General features: G+C 48.4%; 23 protein-coding genes. 14 read left to right on the top strand and 9 right to left on the bottom strand.

Translation table 11 applies throughout. From position 1 onward, the window contains the following. Positions 1–3: 3 nt before the first annotated feature. Complete coding sequence (locus AC2UZI_RS07170) at positions 4–765, bottom strand: ABC transporter permease (RefSeq protein ID WP_486943123.1); 762 nt, start codon at positions 763–765, stop codon at positions 4–6. Continuing rightward, complete coding sequence (locus AC2UZI_RS07175) at positions 762–1691, bottom strand: ABC transporter ATP-binding protein (protein ID WP_486943124.1); 930 nt, start codon at positions 1689–1691, stop codon at positions 762–764. Before AC2UZI_RS07175 ends, AC2UZI_RS07170 begins: the two co-directional genes overlap by 4 nt. Before the next feature lie 149 nt (positions 1692–1840). On the opposite strand from AC2UZI_RS07175, the gene tadA reads away from it, so the two are divergent. From tadA to AC2UZI_RS07195, 4 genes are all read left to right on the top strand, one after another. Continuing rightward, on the top strand, positions 1841–2365 hold the full coding sequence (gene tadA / locus AC2UZI_RS07180; RefSeq protein ID WP_486943125.1) for a tRNA adenosine(34) deaminase TadA: 525 nt from the start codon (positions 1841–1843) through the stop codon (positions 2363–2365). Positions 2366–2431: 66 nt separating this feature from the next. Next, positions 2432–3370 (top strand): LD-carboxypeptidase, encoded by a 939-nt coding sequence (locus tag AC2UZI_RS07185; protein WP_486943126.1) that lies wholly within the window; start codon positions 2432–2434, stop codon positions 3368–3370. Positions 3371–3437: 67 nt separating this feature from the next. Next, on the top strand, positions 3438–5039 hold the full coding sequence (locus AC2UZI_RS07190; RefSeq protein ID WP_486943127.1) for an ABC-F family ATPase: 1602 nt from the start codon (positions 3438–3440) through the stop codon (positions 5037–5039). Positions 5040–5051: 12 nt separating this feature from the next. Further along, complete coding sequence (locus AC2UZI_RS07195; RefSeq protein WP_486943128.1) at positions 5052–5654, top strand: IMPACT family protein; 603 nt, start codon at positions 5052–5054, stop codon at positions 5652–5654. An 88-nt stretch (positions 5655–5742) separates the two neighbouring features. On the opposite strand, the gene trxA is transcribed toward AC2UZI_RS07195, so the two are convergent. Both trxA and AC2UZI_RS07205 read right to left on the bottom strand, forming a co-directional pair. After that, on the bottom strand, positions 5743–6123 hold the full coding sequence (trxA, locus tag AC2UZI_RS07200; RefSeq protein ID WP_486943129.1) for a thioredoxin: 381 nt from the start codon (positions 6121–6123) through the stop codon (positions 5743–5745). A gap of 95 nt (positions 6124–6218) precedes the next feature. Next, entirely contained in the window at positions 6219–7505 is a 1287-nt protein-coding gene (locus tag AC2UZI_RS07205) for an NCS2 family permease (protein WP_486943130.1), read from the bottom strand. Between the two features lie 230 nt (positions 7506–7735). On the opposite strand from AC2UZI_RS07205, the gene tsaD reads away from it, so the two are divergent. Continuing rightward, positions 7736–8776, top strand: a complete 1041-nt coding sequence (gene tsaD, locus AC2UZI_RS07210) for a tRNA (adenosine(37)-N6)-threonylcarbamoyltransferase complex transferase subunit TsaD (RefSeq protein ID WP_486943131.1) — start codon at positions 7736–7738, stop codon at positions 8774–8776. Between the two features lie 5 nt (positions 8777–8781). Here tsaD and plsY read toward each other — a convergent pair whose 3' ends face one another. Continuing rightward, positions 8782–9426 carry a glycerol-3-phosphate 1-O-acyltransferase PlsY gene (gene plsY / locus AC2UZI_RS07215; protein WP_486943132.1) on the bottom strand — a complete coding sequence of 215 codons (645 nt, stop codon included), beginning with the start codon at positions 9424–9426 and terminating at the stop codon, positions 8782–8784. Between the two features lie 103 nt (positions 9427–9529). Between plsY and surE the strand changes: the two genes are divergently transcribed. The 4 genes from surE to rlmD all read left to right on the top strand — a co-directional run bounded on the left by surE (position 9530) and on the right by rlmD (position 13452). Further along, positions 9530–10288, top strand: a complete 759-nt coding sequence (gene surE / locus AC2UZI_RS07220; RefSeq protein ID WP_486943133.1) for a 5'/3'-nucleotidase SurE — start codon at positions 9530–9532, stop codon at positions 10286–10288. After that, positions 10272–11090: a protein-L-isoaspartate(D-aspartate) O-methyltransferase gene (locus AC2UZI_RS07225; RefSeq protein ID WP_486943134.1), complete on the top strand. Its 819-nt coding sequence runs from the start codon at positions 10272–10274 to the stop codon at positions 11088–11090. Before surE ends, AC2UZI_RS07225 begins: the two co-directional genes overlap by 17 nt. 39 nt (positions 11091–11129) lie before the next feature. Continuing rightward, entirely contained in the window at positions 11130–11939 is an 810-nt protein-coding gene (locus tag AC2UZI_RS07230; protein ID WP_486943135.1) for a peptidoglycan DD-metalloendopeptidase family protein, read from the top strand. 199 nt (positions 11940–12138) lie between these two features. Next, complete coding sequence (rlmD, locus tag AC2UZI_RS07235) at positions 12139–13452, top strand: 23S rRNA (uracil(1939)-C(5))-methyltransferase RlmD (protein WP_486943136.1); 1314 nt, start codon at positions 12139–12141, stop codon at positions 13450–13452. A gap of 105 nt (positions 13453–13557) precedes the next feature. Here the strand turns inward: rlmD and argH are convergent, their stop codons facing one another. Continuing rightward, the gene (gene argH, locus AC2UZI_RS07240; protein ID WP_486943137.1) at positions 13558–14976 is read right to left on the bottom strand and encodes an argininosuccinate lyase; all 1419 of its coding nucleotides are present in this window, start codon (positions 14974–14976) and stop codon (positions 13558–13560) included. A 148-nt stretch (positions 14977–15124) separates the two neighbouring features. Here argH and AC2UZI_RS07245 point away from each other — a divergent pair, with 148 nt between their 5' ends. From AC2UZI_RS07245 to AC2UZI_RS07255, 3 genes are read left to right on the top strand one after another with little or no spacing between them, the layout of a single operon-like run. After that, entirely contained in the window at positions 15125–16483 is a 1359-nt protein-coding gene (locus AC2UZI_RS07245) for a mechanosensitive ion channel family protein (protein WP_486943138.1), read from the top strand. A gap of 43 nt (positions 16484–16526) precedes the next feature. After that, the gene (locus AC2UZI_RS07250; protein WP_486943139.1) at positions 16527–16865 is read left to right on the top strand and encodes a P-II family nitrogen regulator; all 339 of its coding nucleotides are present in this window, start codon (positions 16527–16529) and stop codon (positions 16863–16865) included. Positions 16866–16889: 24 nt separating this feature from the next. Beyond that, entirely contained in the window at positions 16890–17738 is an 849-nt protein-coding gene (locus AC2UZI_RS07255) for an aldo/keto reductase (protein WP_486943140.1), read from the top strand. Positions 17739–17911: 173 nt separating this feature from the next. Here the strand turns inward: AC2UZI_RS07255 and AC2UZI_RS07260 are convergent, their stop codons facing one another. Then, positions 17912–18487: a chorismate--pyruvate lyase family protein gene (locus tag AC2UZI_RS07260; RefSeq protein WP_486943141.1), complete on the bottom strand. Its 576-nt coding sequence runs from the start codon at positions 18485–18487 to the stop codon at positions 17912–17914. A 35-nt stretch (positions 18488–18522) separates the two neighbouring features. Between AC2UZI_RS07260 and AC2UZI_RS07265 the strand changes: the two genes are divergently transcribed. Beyond that, the gene (locus AC2UZI_RS07265) at positions 18523–19254 is read left to right on the top strand and encodes a pseudouridine synthase (RefSeq protein WP_486943142.1); all 732 of its coding nucleotides are present in this window, start codon (positions 18523–18525) and stop codon (positions 19252–19254) included. Positions 19255–19315: 61 nt separating this feature from the next. Here the strand turns inward: AC2UZI_RS07265 and AC2UZI_RS07270 are convergent, their stop codons facing one another. Further along, positions 19316–20170 (bottom strand): 23S rRNA (adenine(2030)-N(6))-methyltransferase RlmJ, encoded by an 855-nt coding sequence (locus AC2UZI_RS07270; RefSeq protein ID WP_486943143.1) that lies wholly within the window; start codon positions 20168–20170, stop codon positions 19316–19318. Between the two features lie 13 nt (positions 20171–20183). Beyond that, positions 20184–20957 (bottom strand): glycerophosphodiester phosphodiesterase, encoded by a 774-nt coding sequence (ugpQ, locus tag AC2UZI_RS07275; protein WP_486943144.1) that lies wholly within the window; start codon positions 20955–20957, stop codon positions 20184–20186. A gap of 222 nt (positions 20958–21179) precedes the next feature. Between ugpQ and AC2UZI_RS07280 the strand changes: the two genes are divergently transcribed. Continuing rightward, entirely contained in the window at positions 21180–23144 is a 1965-nt protein-coding gene (locus AC2UZI_RS07280) for a SurA N-terminal domain-containing protein (RefSeq protein WP_486943145.1), read from the top strand. Positions 23145–23243: the final 99 nt, after the last annotated feature.

Genomic DNA, 23243 nt, shown 5'->3' on the forward strand with positions numbered 1-23243 from the left:
GCACTATGGGCGTAAGCGATATCCTGTGCGAAATATCCAGGTAATGATGGCTATGCAAAGGGCTAAAAACAGCAAGGTCATGCCCAGACTAAGCCATACGTTTACGTCGGCAATGCTGTAGAAGCTCCATCTAAAGCCGCTAATGAGATAAACCACTGGGTTGAATAGGCTGACACTTTGCCAAAAGGGCGGAAGCATATCAATGGAATAAAAGCTTCCCCCCAGAAAGGTTAACGGCGTAATAATCAGCATGGGCACTAACTGAAGCTTTTCAAAGTTATCTGCCCAAATACCGATAATAAAACCGAATAATGAGAAGGTAAAAGCGGTTAGAAATAAGAAGCCCAGCATCCAAACGGGGTGATCAATGCTAAAGGGTACAAACAGCTTTGCGGTAAGCAGAATGATGATGGCCAGTAAGATTGACTTGGTCGCGGCGGCGGCCACAAAGCTAAAGGTGATCTCCAAATACGAAACCGGTGCGGACATAATTTCGTAAATAGTTCGAGAAAACCTGGGGAAGTAAATGCCAAACGAGGCGTTAGAGATACTGTGCGTTAGTACCGAAAGCATCACTAGCCCGGGAACAATAAATGCACCGTAATTGATGCCTTGTACTTCGCTAATGCGTGTGCCTAATGCAGCACCGAACACAACGAAATATAAGGCAGTGGAAATTACGGGAGCAATAATGCTTTGTAGCAGTGTGCGTCGGGTTCTGGACATTTCGAAGGCGTAAATCGCTTGCATAGCGCGTAAATTCATTGTTTCGCCTCCATTAAACTCACAAAAATATCTTCCAACGAACTGCGATGTGTATCCACATCGTTAATCTCGATACCTGCTTGCTGCACGCGCATTAATAAATCAGGAACAGTTAGACCAATCTGCTCTTTGGCGTAGGTGTAAAGAATGGACTCACCGTTGTCGCTTAACGTTAAACCAAGTTCAACGAGGGAGTCTGGCAGTTGCTTAAGCGCGGTGCTGAGGTGTAATTGCAGTTGTTTCTCTCCAAAGGTTTGCATCAGCTTTTGTTTAGACTCAACAAGCAATAACTCACCATTTTGAATAATGCCGACGCGGTCGGCCATCTCTTCCGCCTCTTCAATGTAATGGGTGGTTAAGATGACTGTGACTCCTTTGGCTCGTAGGCGCCTAACCAATGCCCACATGTCTTGACGTAACGAGACATCCACGCCAGCGGTGGGCTCGTCTAAGAATAAGATGTCAGGTTGGTGAGACAAGGCTTTGGCAATCAGCACGCGCCGCTTCATTCCCCCTGATAGCGAAATTTGCGGGCTATGTCGTTTATCCCAAAGGCTTAATTCTTTTAGAATACGCTCGATCAGTTCGGGGTTTTTATCTTTACCAAACAGACCTCGACTGAAACTCACGCTATTTAATACGTTTTCGAAAGTTTCGGCCCCAATTTCTTGGGGAACCAAGCCGATCAGAGCACGCGCTTGGCGGTATTGTTTAATGTAATCATAGCCACCGATGGTTACGCTTCCACTGGTCGGATTGACCAAGCCACATATCATGCTGATAAGGGTGGTTTTCCCCGCTCCATTGGGCCCCAGCAGGGCGAAAATCTCCCCACGTTTTATGTCCAGACTGACGTCCTTAAGCGCGGTAAAGCCGTTGGCATAAACTTTAGACAAGTGTTTTATTTCAATGATGGAGTCGTTCATGGGCAACGAGTGGGCATAAAATGAATAAGAAGGGCTTGGATAGCAGTATACGTAATGGCGTAGCTCAATAGCTTAAAACCCGTGCTTTCTTCGTGGATCGCTTAGGTAGTCGTTAAAATGTAGTTCGTATTTGTAAAGTGAAGCAAGTGATGAGTCAGTTATTTAGCTTTTCCGATTACGACGAGGCTGCGATGCAGCAGGCGTTGATGTTGGCTAAAAAAGCATGGGAGTTGGGCGAGGTACCCGTGGGGGCCGTGTTAACAGACCCTCAAGGGGGCGTTATTGGCACGGGCTATAACCAGACCATTAGCATGCATGACCCAAGTGCTCATGCAGAGATGGTGGCGTTGCGTGATGCGGCTTTACGTCATAAAAATTACAGGTTGCCCGATACATCGCTATACGTCACGTTAGAGCCGTGTGTGATGTGCATAGGAGCGTTGATCCATGCGAGGGTTAAGCGAGTCGTTTTTGCCGCCTTGGATCCAAAAACAGGAGCTTGCGGCAGCGCACTAAGCCTACACCTTAGTGCCCTAAATCATCAAACGCTGGTCGAACACGGTTTGTTGGCGGACGAGGCTTCAGCCCTGCTGCGCGATTTTTTTAGGCAGCGCCGAGCGCAAGCAAAGCAGGCCAAACAGAACGCAAAGCAAGAAGAAAACGGGCTGCTATAGGTGCTTGCGATGTTGCGCTAAAAGCGCGATGATGAGCGCTTACCTCACTTAAGAAGCTATCGCCCCATGAGTCACGTTCATACCGATGATTGTCAAATCTGTCGCTCCGAAAATGATGCCATCTACATTATTTCTCCCTCCAGTGCTCTACCTGATTCCAACGCATTGTTTCGGGCGCAAAGCACCTTAAGTCAGTTGGGTTTCAGCAGTGTGATTGATTCGGATGCTACGGCAACCTTTCAACGCTTTGCGGGGACGGACGAGCAACGGCTTCAGGCATTTGATCGAGCATTACTTGGCGAGCATTCTATTGTTTTAGCCAGCCGAGGCGGGTATGGGCTCTCACGTTTACTTCCCCATATCAATTGGAAAGCCATTGCTGACAGTGGCAAACGCTTTGTTGGACATAGTGATTTTACGGCGTTTAATTTGGCGCTGCTTGCTCAGACAGGGGCTATTAGTTATGCAGGGCCTTGCGCAGCGTTCGATTTCGGTGCCGAACAGGTTGATGAGCTGACGGCTGATTTATTCGCTGAAACGATGCGCCACGAGTTAGAGGTTTTGAGTTTCGAATCCGTAGGCTCAGATCCCGTGGATGCTCGCGGTATATTGTGGGGGGGTAATCTCGCCATGGTGTGCTCGTTGTTGGGCACGCCGTACTTTCCTCAAATTGATGGCGGCATACTCTTTCTGGAAGATGTAGGTGAGCATCCTTACCGTATCGAACGCATGCTAAGCCAATTGCTTTATTCGGGCGTGCTCGATCGTCAGCATGCCATTTTATTGGGTAAGTTCAGCGACTACCGTTTAGCAGAGCACGATAACGGTTACTCCTTAGAAACCGTGATTCAGTGGCTTAAGCGCAACACCAAAGCGGCAGTTATTATGGGCCTACCTTACGGACATACCGAGATTAAGGCCACGTTGCCTGTGGGCAAGCAGGTAGGCGTGGCATGGGAAGACGACATGGCCTACTTATTGCTCGATGAACATCAGCACGATTAAATTTATTTAGAACAGGCTCTTGCTACACTAGAGGGTTGTTCACTTACACACTGAAAGTAAAGCTCTCGTGATTTCAACCGCAAACTTAACCATACAATTTGGTGCTAAACCCTTATTTGAGAACGTCAGCGTAAAATTTGGCGATGCTAATCGTTACGGCTTAATTGGTGCTAACGGCTCGGGCAAGTCAACGTTTATGAAAATCATCGGGGGCGACCTTGAGCCCACGGCAGGTAGCGTTGCGCTAGAGCCCGGCGTTAGGCTAGGTAAACTCAGACAAGATCAGTTTGCGTTTGAAGAGTATCGGGTGCTCGATGTGGTGCTCATGGGGCACACAGAGATGTGGGAAACCATGAGCGAGCGCGATGCGATTTACGCCAACCCCGAAGCCACTGAAGACGATTACATGCGAGCCGCCGATCTAGAGGCCCGTTTTGCTGAATACGATGGCTACACGGCGGAATCCCGAGCTGGCGAGTTACTGCTTGGCTTGGAGATCCCAGTAGAGCAGCATCAGCTTCCCATGAGTGAAATTGCACCGGGGTGGAAATTGCGAGTGCTATTGGCGCAAGCTCTCTTTTCTAACCCGGATGTGTTGCTACTTGATGAGCCCACGAATAACTTGGATATCAATACCATTCGTTGGCTAGAGGACGTACTCAATAGCTACCAAAGCACAATGATTATCATCAGTCATGACCGCCACTTTTTAAATCAAGTGTGCACGCACATGGCCGATTTGGATTACCGCGAGTTGCGGGTCTATCCTGGTAATTACGATGACTATATGTTGGCATCAAGCCAAGCGCGCGAGCGTGTGATGCAAGCCAATGCCAAAGCCAAAGAGCGTATTGGCGAGTTACAAGATTTCGTACGTCGCTTTTCAGCCAATAAGTCCAAAGCGCGTCAGGCGACCTCTCGTATCAAACAAATTGGCCGCATTAAAGCGGAAACGGTTGAGGTAAAACCATCGTCACGTCAAAACCCCTTTATTCGATTTGAACAAGCTAAGCCTTTGCATCGTTTGGCGGTAAAGGTAGAGGGGCTATCGAAGTCATACGATCGTCCGATTATTAACCGTCTTAATTTATCGGTAGATGCTGGCGAGCGTATCGCAATTGTGGGTGCGAACGGAGTAGGGAAGACCACTCTGCTACGGTTATTGCAAACAAATCTTGCACCCGATAGTGGCACGGTTGTTTGGGCAGAGAATGCCGATATTGGCTATATGGCCCAAGATGTTAGCGATCAATTCTCGGCTGATGTTAATTTGTTCGATTGGTTAAGCGACTATCGTCAAGAGGGCGATGATGATCAGTCACTTCGCTCAGTGTTAGGACGGTTATTATTTTCAGCTGATGACATTAAAAAAATGACCAACGTACTGTCAGGCGGTGAGAAAAACAGAATGACCTTCGGTCGTTTAATGTTGGGCCGTCATAATGTGCTGTTGCTTGACGAGCCGACGAACCACTTAGACATGGAATCCATCGAGTCGTTGCAGTTTGCACTTGAGAAGTATCAGGGTACGTTAATTTTTGTGTCGCATGACCGAGAGTTCGTATCCGGAGTGGCGACGAGAATTCTTGAGGTATTGCCAGAAGGTAAAATTGAGGACTTCATCGGCAATTACGATGATTATCTGGCCTACCGAGGTCTTGAGGTTTAATCACGCGAGTTCATGCTGTATACCCTGTCCCAATTTGCTCAATACGAAGAGGATATTAAACGCAGTCGATTCCTTGCTTTAGCCGCTCCCGTGACAACGGCTGAGCAAGCTCTCGCGTTTATCACCCAGCACAGTGTGCCAGAGGCCACTCATAATTGCTGGGCGTATCGAGTAGGTAGCGCCTATCGTTTCAACGATGATGGTGAGCCTGGTGGCACTGCCGGTAGGCCGATATTACAAGCCATTGAGGGGCAAGATTGTGATCAGGTAGTGGTTCTGGTCATTCGTTGGTTTGGCGGAGTCAAGCTTGGCACGGGTGGTTTGATGCGTGCTTATGGGGGCGTTGCCGCACAATGTTTGCGGCTAGCTGAAAAGCGAGAGCTAATAGATGAAAGTGAGCTCCACTGCCATTGCCCTTATCCCGATATTGATTTACTGCGTTCCAGAATGACTCAGTTCGATGCGAGGGTCATTGACGAGAGTTTCGGTGCAGAAGGGGTCGAGTGGCGTTTGGTGTTGCCGACAAGCTTGATTGATGATTTGCGTACAGCTTTTACGAATCTAAGCCGTGGGCAAATTCGCTTTTTTGATGATAACGAATCAACTAATGATTAAAAGCCCCTCGTTCACAAAATGTGGTGTCAACGAGGGGCTGAGATTTCACAGGGCTAGTGGTATACCACTGGCTTTTGCAAATTGAAATCTAATGGGCCGCAGGGCCTTTGCTTTGTTCGGCAGCAATTTCCGCATGAACTTGTTCCATGTCTACGGCTTTTACTTGGGCGACAAGCTCTTCAAGCTGTGACTCGGATAATGCACCCGAATGAGAAAACAATAGGACTTTTTCACGAAACACCATGATGGTGGGAATGGAGCGTATGCGCAGGGCAGTAGCTAACTCTTCCTCTTCTTCGGTATTCACTTTAGCAAAACTGATGTCTTCGTGTTTAGCCGCTACCGCTTCAAAGGTCGGTGCAAATTGGCGGCATGGTCCACACCAGGGTGCCCAAAAGTCAATGATAAGAGGTTTATCACCTTCTACTGCTGCTTGAAATGTACCTTCGCTTAGGTCGATTGTGCTCATCTGGTGAGTCCCCTATAAAAAAAGCGGCTTAACAAAGCCGCTTGGTTTTAACTGTATCGCTACCTTAGTGTAACGTGTTTTTCAACGTTGCTGCGTTATTCTAAAGCGTACTTTGCAACAAAGAGCAGCGCAACAATGATGGTGGCTGGGTGCAGGTCGCGGAAACGGCCTGTAGCGATTTTCAAGGCAGCGTAACTAATAAACCCGAAAGCCAAACCGTTCGCGATAGAGTAAGTGAAAGGCATCGCTAGGGCAGTTAGGGCTGCTGGAGCGGCCTCAGTGACGTCTTCCCATTCGACTTCTGTAATTTCACGCAGCATCAGACCCGCAACGTAAAGTAGGGCCGGAGCAGTAGCGTAACTTGGCACCACACCTGCTAATGGCGAGAAAAATAGCGCCAATAAAAAGAGCACACCAATGGTAAGTGCGGTAAGACCTGTACGGCCGCCCGCTTGAACGCCAGAGGCACTTTCTACATAAGCGGTGGTGCTACTGGTACCAATTAAAGAGCCGGCAACGATGGCAGTACTGTCAGCAAAAAGCGCGCGGCCTAAACGGTTGGGTTTGCCTTCTTCCATCAGGTTTGCACGTTTGGCTACACCGATCATGGTGCCTGTTGCATCAAACACTTCGACCAGAACCAGCACTAAAATCACATGAGCTAAACCCATGCTTAAGGCGCCCATGATATCCAGTTGTAGGAAGGTAGGGGCGAGGCTTGGCGGCATGGAGACGATGCCTTGGAATTGAGTGTGGCCTGTAAAAATTGACAGTACGGTCACGATCAAGATGCCAATTAAGATAGAGCCTCTAACTTTAAGCGCGTCCAGGGATGCGATGATGAAGAAGCCTAATATGGCGTAAAGAGCTTGATGCGAGGTCAGGTCACCTAAAGTGATGTTTGTTGCAGGGTTAGAGACAACGATCTGACTACTGGTTAAGGCGATTAAGGCTAGAAACAGACCGATACCCGCTGCAATGGCTGAGCGCAGAGAGCGAGGAATACCATCGACAATCCATCGTCGTACGCCGGTCACGGTCAGAATGATAAATATCACACCGGAAATAAAAACAGCCCCTAGCGCTTGTTGCCAAGTAAAGCCCATGGCTGCTACGACGGTAAAGGCGAAGAAGGCATTTAAGCCCATGCCCGGCGCCATACCGATTGGCCAGTTAGCGACAAAGGCCATGATGAAGGTACCAATCACAGCTGCTAAACATGTGGCGACAAAAATGGCGTCGCGGTCCATGCCTGTGGTGGATAGAATGTCTGGGTTTACGAAAATAATGTAGGACATGGTCAGGAAAGTGGTGATGCCCGCCACTATCTCTGTTCTTACGCTGGTACCGTGTTCGCTTAGCTTGAATAGACGTTCAAACATAAGTCTCCCCTGAGTGTTGTTATCGTGATCAAGATGACCTAGTGTGTCAAATTGTAAGTGGGATTCTAATCGCTTTTCATAGAAGTAGCCATTAGTGAATTTATCCCCTAGGTTCGGAAGTGGCAACGAGGAGTTTTCCCATATGGGAAAAACTTGTTATCTATGGCTATGACTGATAGATAGCGGGGGGGATTATACAGAATCCGTTAATTTCGAGTTAAACTCTGACTATGATTATTATTGGTTATGAAAGCTCTTGCGATGAAACAGGCGTGGCCGTCGTGTGCACAGAACGAGGCCTGTTGGCCCACGCCTTACACAGTCAAATCGCGATGCACGAAGCCTACGGTGGAGTCGTTCCCGAATTGGCATCTCGCGATCATATTCGTCGGGTGCTGCCTTTAACAGAGCAAACGCTGGCTCAAGCTAATTTACAGTTATCGGATGTCGACGCGGTAGCGTATACCGCAGGGCCGGGGCTGGCTGGGGCATTATTAGTGGGCGCCAGTGTCGCACGCTCAATGGCATGGGCCTTGGATTTACCCGCTATTCCCATTCACCACCTTGAAGGCCATTTGTTATCGCCGTTGCTCGCTACGCCAACGCCCGAGTTCCCGTTTATTGCTTTACTCGTGTCAGGTGGCCACACGCAGATTATGCAGGTCAATGGTGTTGGTGACTATGCGTTGCTAGGCGAGACCTTAGATGACGCGGCCGGAGAAGCCTTTGATAAAAGTGCGAAGCTAATGGGGCTGGGCTATCCAGGGGGGCCGGCGCTTTCGAAATTGGCACAACAGGGCAGGCCAGAGCAGATTGTGCTTCCTCGGCCCATGAAGCACAGCAAAGATTTGGATTTCAGTTTTAGTGGTTTAAAGACAGCGGTGCTTACTAAACTACGTGCCTTAGAGGCTGAACAAAAACCAGTTTCTACGCAAGATCTGGCGGATCTGGCTGCGGGCACTGAAGCCGCCATTGTTGATGTGTTGGCCACCAAAGCCATACGGGCACTTAAGCAAAGCGGATTGAAACGCTTGGTGGTTGCCGGTGGGGTCGGTGCTAATGCTCCTTTGCGTGCTCATTTGTTGCGTGAAGCGCAAGCCTTGCAGGCAGAAGTCTACTTTCCTCCTTTAGAGTTCTGCACTGATAACGGGGCAATGATTGCTTTTGCCGCCGCTTTACGTGCGCGAGCGGGCTTGTTACCCGATAATCTGAAAAAGGCCAGTTTTACCGTTAGACCTCGCTGGGATCTACACGAGGCCTCGTCTGTATAAGTCGTTTACCGCCGCTTTGATTTCACTTTAGGTTCTTTGCCTTGTAGCAGTCGACTAATATTGGTTTGGTGACGCCACAGCAAAATAACGCTAATAAGGCTTAAGCATAGAGCGATGCCTAGATTCAGAGACCAAATAGCGTTGCCCCCTATTACGTAATATACGGGGGCTAATACCGCGGCAATAATGGCGGATAGTGATGAATAGCGGCTAACGTAAAACACCAACACCCAGGTAACGAGGCTAAGCAGGCCGAGTAGGGGCTCGAGAGCAAACAGTATGCCCAAGCTGGTCGCCACGCCTTTACCCCCTTTGAATTTAAGGGTGAATGGATAAACATGCCCTATAAACACGGCCAGCGCAGAGATACCTGCAAGACTGGGGCTTAAGCTCCATAGGCTAATAGCAAGCTTCGTTAGGCACACGGCAATAACGCCTTTTAAGGTGTCTCCCAGTAAGGTGAAGGCCGCCGCCTTTTTATTACCACTTCGTAGGACATTCGTTGCTCCTGGATTCTTTGAGCCAAAATGTCGAGGATCTTCCAGCCCCATCAGCGCGCTCACAATTACCGCAAAAGGGATGGATCCCAGCAGGTAAGAGATAACCGAGACAAGGGGGGCAGCGATCAATAACGGTAACGAACTATCCATGAGGGCTCCAGAGGCTAGAGTCGCGATTCTAACCACTTCCATTCAAAACGACAAAGCATACGGGTACAATTAACTTGAATTCTGTAAATTATTTGGTTTATAAATGAAAATACTAGTTTCTAATGATGACGGTTACAACGCACCCGGTATCGAGGCCCTTTATGCAGCGTTAGCGGATTTAGGCGACTTAACGGTAATCGCTCCAGAAACTAACTGCAGTGCATCATCGAATGCGCTTACGTTAAATCGTCCTTTATTTGTAAAGCAAGCTTCAAACGGTTTTTATTACGTAAACGGTACGCCTTCTGATAGCGTGCACATTGCACTCACTGGGTTGCTTGACTTCAGGCCCGACCTTATTGTGTCAGGCATCAATAATGGGGCAAATATGGGTGACGACACCTTGTATTCCGGTACCGTTGCTGCAGCGATGGAAGGGCATTTGTTTGGAATACCGTCCATTGCGTTTTCCTTAGTCGATAAAGGCTGGGAGCATTTAGATACGGCTGCTCGTGTGGCGAAAGATGTGGTCCAGCGCTATCAGCACGAGCCATTGCCTGCAGGAACATTACTAAACGTGAATATACCGAATGTTGCCTACGAGGCGATCACTGAAACTCGAGTCACTCGCTTAGGTAAACGTCATCCCTCAGAGCCCGTCATTAAAAGCGTGACCCCTTCGGGTGAACCTATTTATTGGATTGGGCCGGTGGGTAAAGTCCGCGACTTTGCTAATGACACCGATTTTGGTGCCATACAGGATCGTGCCGTATCCATCTCCCCGCTGCGTTTTGATTTGACGAGTTATGACGATATTGCAGGGTTGCGTGGTTGGATGAGCAAAAATGAAACGCACAACTAATCGTTTTAATTGGACTGATGGCACCACCAACCGCTTTGGTCGTTCGCGTTTGGGAAGTGGTTTAACCACGAGCAATAGCAACGCGCGAGTCGTTCAGCCGGGACAACTGAAGCCTAAACAGCAGTGGGATGCCGCCACAACGTTAAGTAGCGTTAATTTGGGTTTGAACTCCGAGCGCTCGCGTGGCATGATGATCGATCGCTTGCGTCGGCAAGGAATTAACAACGAGCGCGTGCTTCAGGCAATGATGGCTGTGCCTAGACATTTGTTTATCGACGAAGGTTTAGCCAGCCGTGCCTACGAGGATGATGCACTACCTATAGGTTATGGGCAGACGATCTCTCAGCCTTGGATTGTTGCGCACATGATCTCGATGTTGTGTGAGCATCAACTGCCTGCTAAGATTCTCGAGGTAGGCGCTGGCTGTGGTTATCAAGCTGCAGTGTTAGCGCAGTTAATACCTGATGTTTACGCAATTGAACGTATTCAAGGGCTTTATCAGTTGGCGAATCAAAAAATACGCGAACTTAGGTTATCAAGTCGCGTTAGACTTAGCCATGCTGATGGCATGCTTGGGTTACCCCATGCTGCACCTTTTGATGCGATCATTGTTGCTGCCGCAGGTATTGCCATTCCTAAAGCGTTGCTTGAGCAATTAACAGTAGGCGGGCGTTTAATTGCTCCCGAAGGTTCGACAACGCAACGATTAATATTGATAGAGCGTACTGGTCCAGCGTCTTGGAATCGCGAAGAGCTTGATGCAGTTCGCTTTGTTCCATTACGATCCGGTACTCAGATTTAAGATTCTCAGGAGAGCCCTATGCAGCATTTAGGCAAAACTTTGTCATCAGCTGCTCGAGATTATCGATTCCGTCCTTTTAGTTCTGCAATGCTAAGCGTTGCAGCGGTCGCCGTGCTATTGGTTGGGTGTGCAAGTCGTACAGACCATGCCCCCATCGTTGATGGCACATCGGGTGCCCCTTCGACAAGCATTACGGCGCAAGGTAGCTACGTGGTTCAGTCGGGCGATACGTTGTACAAAATTGCCCAAATGCACAATATGGATGTGGCAACGTTAATCAACATCAATAATATCACTGACCCCTCACAGTTAAGAGTGGGTCAGCGTTTGGTGTTAGATAGCAGTGCAAGCCCTACAGGGCCAACCGTCGCTGTCATACCACCCCCCGTCACCACAACGCCTCCTACGGCTCCTGCAACCGATGCGCCCTTAACACCGCCTAAGCTTGAGCAACCCGCGAGTGCGCCGCGAGCAAGCGACGCTAGTTTGATTTCTTGGGATTGGCCAGCCAGAGGCGACATCATTCAAGCGTTTAATGCCAATACGAAGGGCATTGATCTTGCCGGAGCAGTTGGTGACCCTATTCATGCAGCGGCAGACGGTAAAGTTATGTATGCAGGCAATGGCGTGCGAGGTTTAGGTAATTTAATCTTGCTCGGTCATACAAACGGATTTATCACCGCATACGCACATAACGATTCCTTGGCCGTTAAAACGGGGGATGAAGTTAAAAAAGGTCAGCGAATCGCGTCCTTGGGTCAAACAGATACCACATCACCACGCCTGCACTTTGAGGTGCGTCGTCGTGGTACGCCAGTGAACCCTTTATCGTATTTGCCTGAGCGTTAAGGCTATTTTAGCTCTAACGTTTTTAAAGCCATAAGCGTAAACGCGGTGCAAAAAGGTACTTTGCATCGCGTTTTTGCGTTTTGATGCGCTGGGAGGCATGAGTTGATAAACTTAGCAGCGAGTTTTTATAGTAGCGGGTTTGGGCGTACGCTCTAGCTCGAGTAATTAGTGTTGGAATCATTGGGCTAGTGGTTTAACGATGACATACATATTGGATATAGAGTCTCTCGATTTAGAGGGACGTGGGGTGGGGCATCACGAAGGGAAGGTGGTGTTTGTGGATGGGGTGCTGCCCGGTGAGCGCGCAGAGGTTAAAACGGTACGTGCTAAGACGTCTTATGATAAGGCCAGTGTAGTAAAGCTATTAACTCACTCTGCGCAGCGTGTAGAGCCTCCCTGTCCTAATTTCAATCTATGTGGTGGGTGCGTCATGCAGCACTTGCAGCCCAGCGCGCAGGTGGCTGTAAAGCAACGTGTTCTTGAAGATGCCCTACACCACTTAGGGGGTGTTAAAGCGCAAACCATGTTGCCGGCCATGCACGGTCCTTATTGGGGTTATCGTTATCGAGCTCGTTTTTCAGTTCGTTTGGTCAATAAAAAGGGTGGGGTGCTCGTAGGTTTTAGAGAGCGCAGCAGCCGATATGTTGCCGATATGCACGAATGCATGATTCTTCCCGCCCATGTGTCTGCTTTGCTGACACCGCTGAGGGAGCTCATCACTGGCATGTCCACACCCGATCGAATCCCTCAAATTGAAGTGGCAGTGGGTGACAACGACACGGCGCTAACCTTGCGTCATTTGAACCCACTCACTACAGACGATATTGACGCCTTGCGAGCCTTTGCAAAAAAACACGGTATTGTCTGGTGGCTACAACCTAAAGGCCCAGAAACGATGCACCCCTTAGATCGAGAGGATGCGTCTGGCTTGTATTACAGCCTGCCTGAATACGATTTACGTATGCCTTTTAAACCGGCGGACTTTACTCAGGTTAATCCGCATATTAATCAGGCATTGATACACCGCGCATTAACCTTGTTAGACACCCAAGAGGGAGAGCGCGTTGCGGACTTGTTTTGCGGTTTGGGTAATTTCACATTGCCGATCGCCAGAACAGCAGCGACTGTAGTGGGTGTAGAAGGTAGTGCAAGTTTATGTGATCGAGCCCGTGAAGCAGCGTTGGCGCACGGCTTGCAGGATAAGGCGAGTTTCAGTACGTTAAATTTATTTGAAGTGGATGCCGATTGGCTACGCTCGTTAGGTCATTTTGATCGTATCCTGATCGACCCACCACGAGATGGTGCTGCAGCCGTGTGTCAGGCGTTAGTGCAGTTAACGCCAGCTGAACGTCCTAAGCGCATTGTGTATGTGTCATGTAATCCGGCTAGCTTAGCTCGTGATGCAGGCTACTTGGTGACCGACGGTGGTTACAAACTGACTAGCGCAGGGGTCGTTAACATGTTTCCCCATACGGGTCATGTAGAGTCTATTGCCGTATTTGATACGCCTTGAGTGATTTCTTGCGCGGGTTGGCCTGTGCGAGTAAATCGCTGAGTTGATACCATACGCCGGAACGGTGCAGCATCACCGTTCCGGCGTTATTGATGTAATAGGTGCCTAGTTCTTGCTGTCTAATAGGCGTTGGGCTTCAATGCGCACTCGTTCAGGAGCCGTACCCCCAATGTGTTTGCGCGCGCTGACAGAACCCTCAAGCGTCAAGACATCGTAAATGTCGTCGTCTATCGCCGGATGAAAAGCTTGCAATTCGGACAGCGTAAGGCCCGCTAAGTCACAACCTTTCTCTTCGCAGCGTCTGACGGCTAAGGCTACTGTTTCATGGGCGTCGCGGAACGGCAAACCTTTCTTGACTAGGTAGTCTGCAAGGTCTGTGGCCGTAGCGAAGCCTTGTAATGCGGCCTCTCGCATGGCTTCAGCATTCACACGTATGCCCGATACCATATCGACAAAGATCGTTAACGTGTCGCGAATGGTGTCAGCGGCATCGAAAAGACCTTCCTTATCTTCTTGGTTGTCTTTGTTGTAGGCAAGAGGCTGGCCCTTCATCAACGTTAATAGAGCAATAAGATGGCCATTGACTCGGCCTGTTTTACCTCTGGCTAACTCAGGAACATCGGGATTCTTCTTTTGCGGCATGATTGAGCTACCAGTGCAAAAACGATCGGCGATGTCGATGAAGCCGATGCGAGGACTTACCCATAGCACCAGCTCTTCGGAGAGCCGTGAAATATGCGTCATAATTAATGCTGAGGCGGCGCAGAACTCGATGGCAAAGTCGCGGTCTGACACGGCATCTAACGAGTTACGGCATACTTCATCGAACTCAAGTAGCGTTGCCACTTGCTCACGATCAATGGGAAAGCTTGTGCCCGCCAGAGCGGCAGCGCCTAAAGGTAAGCGGTTCACACGTTTGCGACAGTCGACCAAACGCTCTGCGTCTCGTCCGAACATTTCGGCGTAGGCAAGCAAGTGGTGCCCGAAAGTAACAGGCTGAGCAACTTGCAGGTGAGTGAATCCCGGCATGATGGTATCGGCATGTTCAAGCGCCAACGTGGCAAGAGCACGGCGTAATTGATTCAGCAATTCAATTACATTGTCGATTTCTGCTCGTAACCAAAGGCGGATATCAGTCGCTACCTGATCATTGCGCGATCGGCCGGTGTGAAGGCGTTTGCCTGCATCACCAATGATTTCGACAAGTCGTTTCTCGATGTTAAGGTGCACATCTTCTAAGTCTAATAGCCATTCAAAGCTACCTTCTTGGATTTCGTCGGCAACTTGGGTTAGGCCTCGATGAATATCGGCGGCATCAGTATCGCTAATAACGCCTACGGTTGCCAACATGGTGGCGTGCGCTAACGATCCCTGAATGTCGAAAAGAGCAAGGCGTTTATCAAAATTGACGGAGGCGGTATATCGTTTTACCAACTCGGACACGGGTTCTGAAAAACGGGCAGACCATGCTTGCGATTTATTCGCGAATTGATCTTGGTTGGCTGTATTGGAGTTATTAGACATAAATTAGATGAGAAATGGAAAGTAGTGACATTGGGCTGCGTGCGGCGCATTCTATACGCTATATTAGACGGTTGTTTTAACGCTAATGGCAAGCACAGCCGTGTAATCGTGAATAAAATAACGATGCGGGCTACATACGATGAAGAAAATGGATAACACAACGTTATTGGGCGACTGGTTCGCTACTAAATTATTTGCACAATACTTACCTGAAATCTGGATGCAGATTGTTGCTGGGGTCGTTGTGCTGTTGTTGCTGTATCGTCTAACCAGTTGGCTGGCGTCATATGGCTTCAGCGGTATGGCCAGACGTACGTTACAAGCGAGCGGTAAAGAGCATTGGCTCGCGCCCATCAAAAAGCACAAAGTCACTCATTATATAAGCAATGCCTTACCGCTGTTTGTTATTGCAGGTAATTTGGGGCTGTTGCCTATCAGCGCCGAGTTAAGTGATGCGATCAGTCGAATTATTGCGGTTGTTGCGCTGATTTATCTGGTTTTAGCCATCAACGCTGTGATGGCGAGTTTACAAGACATTTTTGCGTTAAGTGCTAGAGGCCGAACCAAGTCGATTAAAGGCTATGTAGAAGTTGCACGCATTTGTCTGTGGGCGCTGGCTTTAGTTGTGATGATTTCGTTGGTCTTTAACCGTTCACCTTTCTTGATGCTGTCGGGGTTGGGGGCGATATCAGCGGTATTGTTGTTAGTATTTAAAGACACTCTTTTATCGATGGTTGCTAGTACGCAGATGAATAGTAATGACATGCTGCGTATCGGTGATTGGGTAGAAATGCCGCAAGCCAATGCAGATGGCTTTGTCGTTGATATTGCACTGCACACCGTAAAAATTCAGAATTTTGATAAAACGATTACTACGGTTCCGACTTATAAGCTCTTTTCAGAAAGCTATAAAAACTGGCGTCATATGTTCGAATCGGGTGGTCGACGTATTAAACGCACCCTGCGCATTGATGCGGCATCAGTACGGTTTCTGACAGGACGAGAAATTGAGCATCTACGACGCTTCGCGTTATTGCATGATTATCTGGACGAGAAGCAAGAAGAGCTGGACATTAGCAATCGAGCCTTAGGCAATCAGGCGAATGAAGTCGTCAATCAACGTCGACTGAGTAATATTGGTACCTTTAGGGCTTATGCCATACGTTACCTTAAGCAGAAGAAGGGCATCCACCAAGATATGTTGATGATGGTGCGGATGATGGAGCCTTCTAGCGAGGGCATTCCCATCGAGATTTACTGCTTCACGGATGACACCGCTTGGGTTAATTACGAACAAGTGCAAGGCGACGTTTTCGACCATTTCCTGTCGATTTTGCCTGAAATGGGTTTACGCTTGTATCAGGCCCCCTCAGGAAGCGATTTGCATGCGGCGTTTAGTCACGACGCTGTTTCCTTGCCTGCCGTACTTGAGCAGGAAGGAACAAGGTTAAATCCTAAGGCTGCCTACGTTGGCGACAGATCTGGTCAGGGGCCTCGTATTTCCTAAAACTCTTAATCACAATACCTCAATATTTTTATAGTTAAGAACGATGAAAAAAATTACTGCAATTATCAAACCTTTTAAACTCGACGAAGTGCGTGAGGTTTTAGGTGAGCTTGATGTAAACGGACTTACTGTTACCGAGGTAAAGGGCTTTGGTCGCCAAAAGGGCCACACAGAGCTTTATAGAGGGGCGGAGTACGTGGTGGATTTTCTACCCAAAATACGTGTTGATGTGGTGGTCCCTGCGGAACGATGTGATAGCGTAGTTGAAGCGATTGTGAATGCAGCGCGCACAGGAAAAATTGGAGACGGTAAGATTTTTGTCACGAATGTTGAACAGGTTGTCCGTATTCGCACGGGTGAAACTGGTCATTCGGCTTTATAAGTAAAAAGTAGCAGAGGAGATGTTATGCATGCACGCCAGTTCGTAGATTATGAGCGTCCTGTCTCAGCGGTAGGGCAAGGAACTTGGTATCTTGACGAAGCATCCGATAGAAAGCAGGTGGTTTATGCATTACAAAAAGGGATAGAAGCGGGCCTAGAGCATATTGACACGGCGGAGATGTATGGTGATGGTGAAGCGGAAAGGGTGGTAGCAGAAGCCATACAGGGACGACGATCTCAGGTTTTCTTGGTTTCTAAAGTCCTTCCCTATAACGCGAGTTATGAAGGGACGCTAGCAGCCTGTAATGCCAGCTTACGTCGCTTAGGAACCGATTACTTAGACTCGTACTTATTGCATTGGCGTGGTTCTGTCCCCTTAGCGGAAACGATTGAAGCGCTTGAGCATCTATGCCAAGTTGGAAAAATTAAAACATGGGGCCTCAGTAATTTCGACCTAAAAGACTTGCAACAGGCTTATGCCATAGCAGGGGCAAACCGTATCGCCTGCAACCAAGTGCTTTACCACTTAGAAGAGCGAACGATTGAACATGAAATACTTCCGTGGTGCATAGAGCACGATGTTAAGTTAGTCGCCTATAGCCCATTCGGACATGGTCAGTTTCCGTGGGAGGGTAGTGATGAGGGGGGCGTACTGATTGATATTGCACAGCGCCATGGGGTTTCGGCAAGACAGGTCGCGCTGGCCTTTTTATGCAGGCATCCGCAGGTGCTGGCGATCCCTAAGTCTTCTCGCGTCGAGCACACTTTAGATAACGCAGCCGCCTTAACACTACGCTTAAGTGAAGAGGACATCATGTTTATTGATGCTGCCTTTCCATTGTTAGCGCACCCTGGCTATTTACCCATGATTTAGGCTAGTAGAGAGAGCCAGCGCTTCTCTGCTGGCTAAAAAAGGGTTAACGATAAAAATGCAACTAACGGAAGTTAACGTCATATTATAAACCTATCGTCACCATCAGAAGAGGCGGGGATTTGCGTAGCTTTATTGAGACGAACGAAGCCAAGCCACAGCGATTTTCGAATGGTTTACGCTTCAGGCAGTATTTTTGCGAATTGCTGCCAAAAAGCAGGGGTAAAACACTCCATAACGACTAAGGCTTCCCCCCCTCGTAAAAACTGAGAAGCACGAACCAAATATTCTGAACTTATTGAAGGCTTAACGTTAAAAGCGGTGAGGCACAGGGTAGCCAAATGTTGGCTGTCCCGAGCATCAACATAGCAAAAATGCGACCGACTAATGCGAGGATCGGTATACAGCAAATCCGCTAAGGGGCGATTTGATAAACCACGTATGGCTTCCCACTCAGCATGAGAGGCGGTGTATTGACACAAACTACGCGCTGCGACAACAGGAATGCCATTCAGGCTCATAACAATTTCACGCACCCACAGTGGAGTCATGGTCTTGCTGCCAACCATCCACGCCTCTGACGTGTCGGAATTTACTTCGTACTCATTCAGCACAGATAACTGCAATGTTCCTAACGCCCGAAGACCATCAGTGAGTGCATTAGGCTTAGCTAGCCACCACTTTTGTACAGAATTTAGATCAACTAACGGGGTGCTAGACCAAGGGGAGTTTAAGGGGGGAATGAATTCCATAGTGTGTTGCTCAAGGAAGCCGTAAAATAACGCTTATGGATACTATACGAATTTCTAAATTGATGTCAGAACGTGGCATGTGCTCACGACGAGAAGCCGATGCCTTTATTGAACGAGGGTGGGTTCGAGTGGATGGCCAAGTCGCTACTCTAGGGCAAAAGGCAAAGCCTAGCGCAAAAATTGTACTGGATAAAGTAGCACAAAAGCGACAAACCGAACGCGTAACGATCATTCTGCATAAACCCATTGGTTATGTTTCAGGTCAAGCAGAGAAAGGCTATCGAAACGCGGCGTCGCTTATTCAAGCGTCAACTCAGTATCGAGCTGGGCTTTCAGGTCAACCACGCTTTAATCCAGCCCACTTAAGAGGGTTGGCCCCTGCGGGTCGTTTGGACATTGACTCTCAAGGTCTGCTGGTATTAACGCAAGATGGCCGCATCGCACGAAAATTAATTGGTGAAGACTCAGATCTGGATAAAGAGTATTTGGTTAGAGTAGAAGGTAATTTAGAAGATCGTGGTTTAGCCTTATTACGACATGGTCTCAGCTTAGACGGAAAAGCGTTACTTCCCGCTGAGGTTCGATGGCAAAACAATGATCAATTGCATTTTGTGCTTCGTGAAGGAAAGAAGCGTCAGATACGTCGGATGTGTGAGGCGGTAGGCCTTAAAGTCATAGGCTTAAAACGGGTGCGTATGGGAAATGTTGTGTTGGGGGATCTTCCCCAAGGTAAATGGCGTTACCTGAGGCCTGACGAGCAGTTTTGATCTTCGATAAGTAAAGCTTTTAGCCCCAAGTGTCTATCAGTGCATTTGGGGCTTTTTAGTTTTAGGGTTGGCGCTCTTTCAAACGATAGCTAGCATGGTCGTCTTGAGCTAACTGACTTTTAAGCCAAGGCATTGTCGTTTTTAGCTCGGCACTGAGCGTCCAAGGTGGATTGATAATAAACAGTGCACTCCCATGTAAACCAAAGCCATCTGCGGCAGGCTTTTTCACTTGCAGTGATACGTGAAGCCACGGAAGAGTTTGTTTTTCTAATTGTCGTTGTAGAGCCTTAATTTCTTGCCGTTGTACTAAGGGATACCAAAGGATAAAACAGCATTGAGCGAAGCGCTTCAGACTGGACTCGATGGTGTTAAGTGCTTTTTTGTAATCGGTCTTCGCTTCGTAAGAAGGGTCCATCATGACGATACCGCGTCTTGATATGGGAGGAAGCAGGCGCAAACTGTTTTGAAATCCATCCGTATTGTAGATTTTTACCCGTCTATTTGGACGTGGGAAGAGTTGCTCGATATTTTGCGTTAATGCGGGAAATTCAGTGGGGTGTAATTCAAAGCCATGAAAACTGTCTTGCGGTCTAATGGTTGTTAGGGCGAGCCATGGAGAACCGGGGTAGTAACGTGCTATGCCATCCGGGTTCAATTCCGAGACGGCCTCTAGGTAGCGTGTTATTAATGGAGGAGAACGTTCGGCAGCGATCACTAAATCTAGGCCTTGCTCACATTCACTTTTGGTTTGAGCCCATTCGCCTTCAAGGTCATATAAGCCCGCACCAGAGTGGGTGTCAATCACGGTGTAAGCGGTGTCTTTTGTGCCGTAATAATCCAAAATATGCAGGTAGACCGAATGCTTGAGTACATCGGCATGGTTTGCTGCATGAAAGGCGTGTCGATAACTGAACAAAATAACTTCCTTCTTACGTATAAGTTACTGACGAGGTGAGGTCAGGAGGGATCTCGTGAACGGCGTCTGTGATGACGCTGTTGCAACCCCAGCCTAAAAGCTCTCGAGCTCGCTCAATGGTGTTGACTGTCCAAACACAAACGGCGTAGCTGTCGCCTTGAATGCTTTGTATGTGTTCTGCTGTTACGTGCTTATCGTTTAAATTAAGGCCAATAACCTGCAGCTCGGACGCGGTATTTCGCCAGTTTGAAGGCAGTTCGTCGTCGATAAGCCAGGCCAATGGCAAGTCTGGAGCGGCTAAACGCGCTGCTTTTAATGCGGTAATCGAGAACGATGATAATAGAGGGGTTTCTGGAGCACCTTGCCAAAGCGAGGCGGCTAAGCGTGCTACAGCGGCGCCAGTTTCTGCCTCCAATCCTGCAGATGGCTTTATTTCGATGTTGCTATGTAGGTGATTAGGAAGGCAGAAACTGGCGATTCCACCCAATGTAAGTAGTGGTTCTCCGATAAATGGCGGGCTGTGCCATGAACCAAAATCCAGCTCCATCAACGAGGCAAGGCTTAAGTGTTTTGCTAGCCCGTCTCCGTTAGAGGTTCGGTTAACCGTGTCGTCATGCAGTAAAATTGGAACGCCGTCTTTGCTAAGTTTGACGTCATACTCAAACATGCGGTAGCCCGCTTTAGCCCCCTCTCTAAAGGCTGATAAGGTATTTTCAGGAGCATGCAGGCCTGCTCCGCGATGTGCGATTAAATGCGGGTATGGCCAAGTAGGGAAAACGGTGTGCATGAATGGTAATAGCGCAAAAAATGAAAGACGAGTAAAACTCCAGTAGAATTGCTTATTTTAGCTGGTTACTAGTGCTACTGTGACACACATCCTAAAGCGTGGTGTTACACTGCCTGAGATTTTAGGTCTTAATGGGTTTCGTATTGGTTATAAGCCACTCACGCCGTTTATTCTTAATTATTAACCTTTAAACCATCGAAAACACGCGAAAGTAGGTGTTTAATGTTCAATTTAATCCGCTCGCATCAACGCATTATGCAGTTGGTGCTACTTATTTTAATCTTGCCTTCTTTTGTATTAATAGGCGTAAGTAGCTATACCAACTTTAGCTCTAGTAACGACGAGTTAGTCAAAGTCGGTGATACAGCGTTAACCGAGCAAGAGTTTGATCGCGCTCGTCGCAATCAGCTTGATAGCTTGCAGCGTCAATACGGTAATTCATTTGATCCTTCCGTTGTTAATACGCCAGAAGCCCGTAAAGCCTTGATCGACTCATTAATTGATCGCTTAGTTATCATTCAAATCGCGTCTAAAGAGCAGTTCAGCGTTTCAGATAATGCTTTACGCAACCAAATCGCTGCGATGCCAGAACTACAAGATAATGGCGTTTTTTCAGCTGAACGTTATAACCAAGTGTTAACTGCGTCAGGGTTATCTGTTAAGGATTTTGAGCAGTCTCAACGTGCTGAGCTGGCCATATCACGCGTCTTAGAGCCGGTAGTCAGCACCGTTCAGCTTCCTGCTCCCGTGCTAAGCGACCTAGAACAAGCATTAACAACGACTCGCACTGTGCAGTTGCTCGACTTTAATACCGTTGAATACGCAGCAGATATTCAAATTGAGGCAGCGGATATTCAGGCTTGGTACGACGGACACCATGACGAGCTTCGTTTGCCACAATATGTGGATGTCGATTACATCGTACTCGATGAAGCCGCCGCTATCGCCAGCGTACCGACCATCGACGAGGCGCAGCTTCAGCAATATTATGATCAGAACCGGGCACGGTTCGTTGCTCCAGCGCGCGTGCAATTGCGACATATTCTTCTTGCTACTAAAGGTGGCATGTCAGAAGACGAGCGTTTGGCCATCCGTAGTAAAGCCGTAGCGCTACATAGTCAGCTACGTGATGATCCCGACAGTTTTGCTGACATTGCACAAGCAGAGTCTGATGACTTGGGTAGCTCCCGAAATGGTGGCGAGTTGGGTTGGATTACTAAGGGAACTTGGCCTGCCGTGCTTGAAGATCAAATTTTCGAGTTAAGCACCGGAGAGATATCTGAGGTAGTGGACGGGCCCGATGGTTTTCATATCTTCAAGGCCGACGAGCATGTCGCTGAAGAGGGCCCCACTTTTGCTGAAGTGAGGGATGAGGTTGAGGCCGAGGTTCGTCAACAATTAGCGGCAGAGCGTTTCGCTGATATGGCCACACAATTAACTAATTTAGTCTATGAGAACGGCGATTCACTGAATGCAGCCGCCGACACACTGGGCTTGCCGCTTCAGCATGCTAAAGGCATCTCTCGTGCAGGCGTGATGCCCAGCGAAGAAGTTAATGACGATCAAGCCGCCGCGCTGTCTGAGCATGCCACGGAATTAAATGAGGCTAGCATTAGACGGGCTTTGTTTAGCTCCCAATCTCTGGTACAACGACAGAATGCGGGTGTTATCGAGCTAGCGTCCGACAAGTTGGTTGCGATTCGTGCTGCCGAGATTCACGAGCCTAAACTTCCAGAGCTTGAGCAGGTAAGAGACCGTATCGAAGCGGTATTGGTTCGAGAGGCTGCAGTTAAGAAAGCCGAAGAGCAGGGCGAAGCCGTATTAGCCGCCCTACGTGAGGGCTCGGACGATAATCTAGAGTTCTCAGACATTCAAGCTGTGAATCGTCTTGATAGTGCCGACTTAGATAAGACTGCCATCGATCGTATTATGAATCTCGACCTAGAAGCTTTGCCTGCGTATGTCGGTTTTGAAACCGAACGTGGGTATTCTATCGCTAAGGTTGTGGGCGAGGAAAACGCGCAGTTAGATCCGGCATTAATGCAGTTTATTACGCAACAACTGCAGCAGCTTTGGGCCACCGCAGAGCAAAAGGCGACATTGCAGGCCATGCGTGATGCCCTTAAGGTTGAAGAGCTACCGGCGTTAAAACAAGTTATTGAACGAGACGATAGCGCAGAACTGTAAGTTTCACGCTTAACTCAACAAGCCTCACTTTCTGTCCTCAGGAAGTGAGGCTTTTTAAATTGCCAATAAGCTACGTAAAATACGCTTGTTTTGGCGCGT

It is taken from the genome of Paenalcaligenes sp. DL 463, assembly GCF_057475185.1.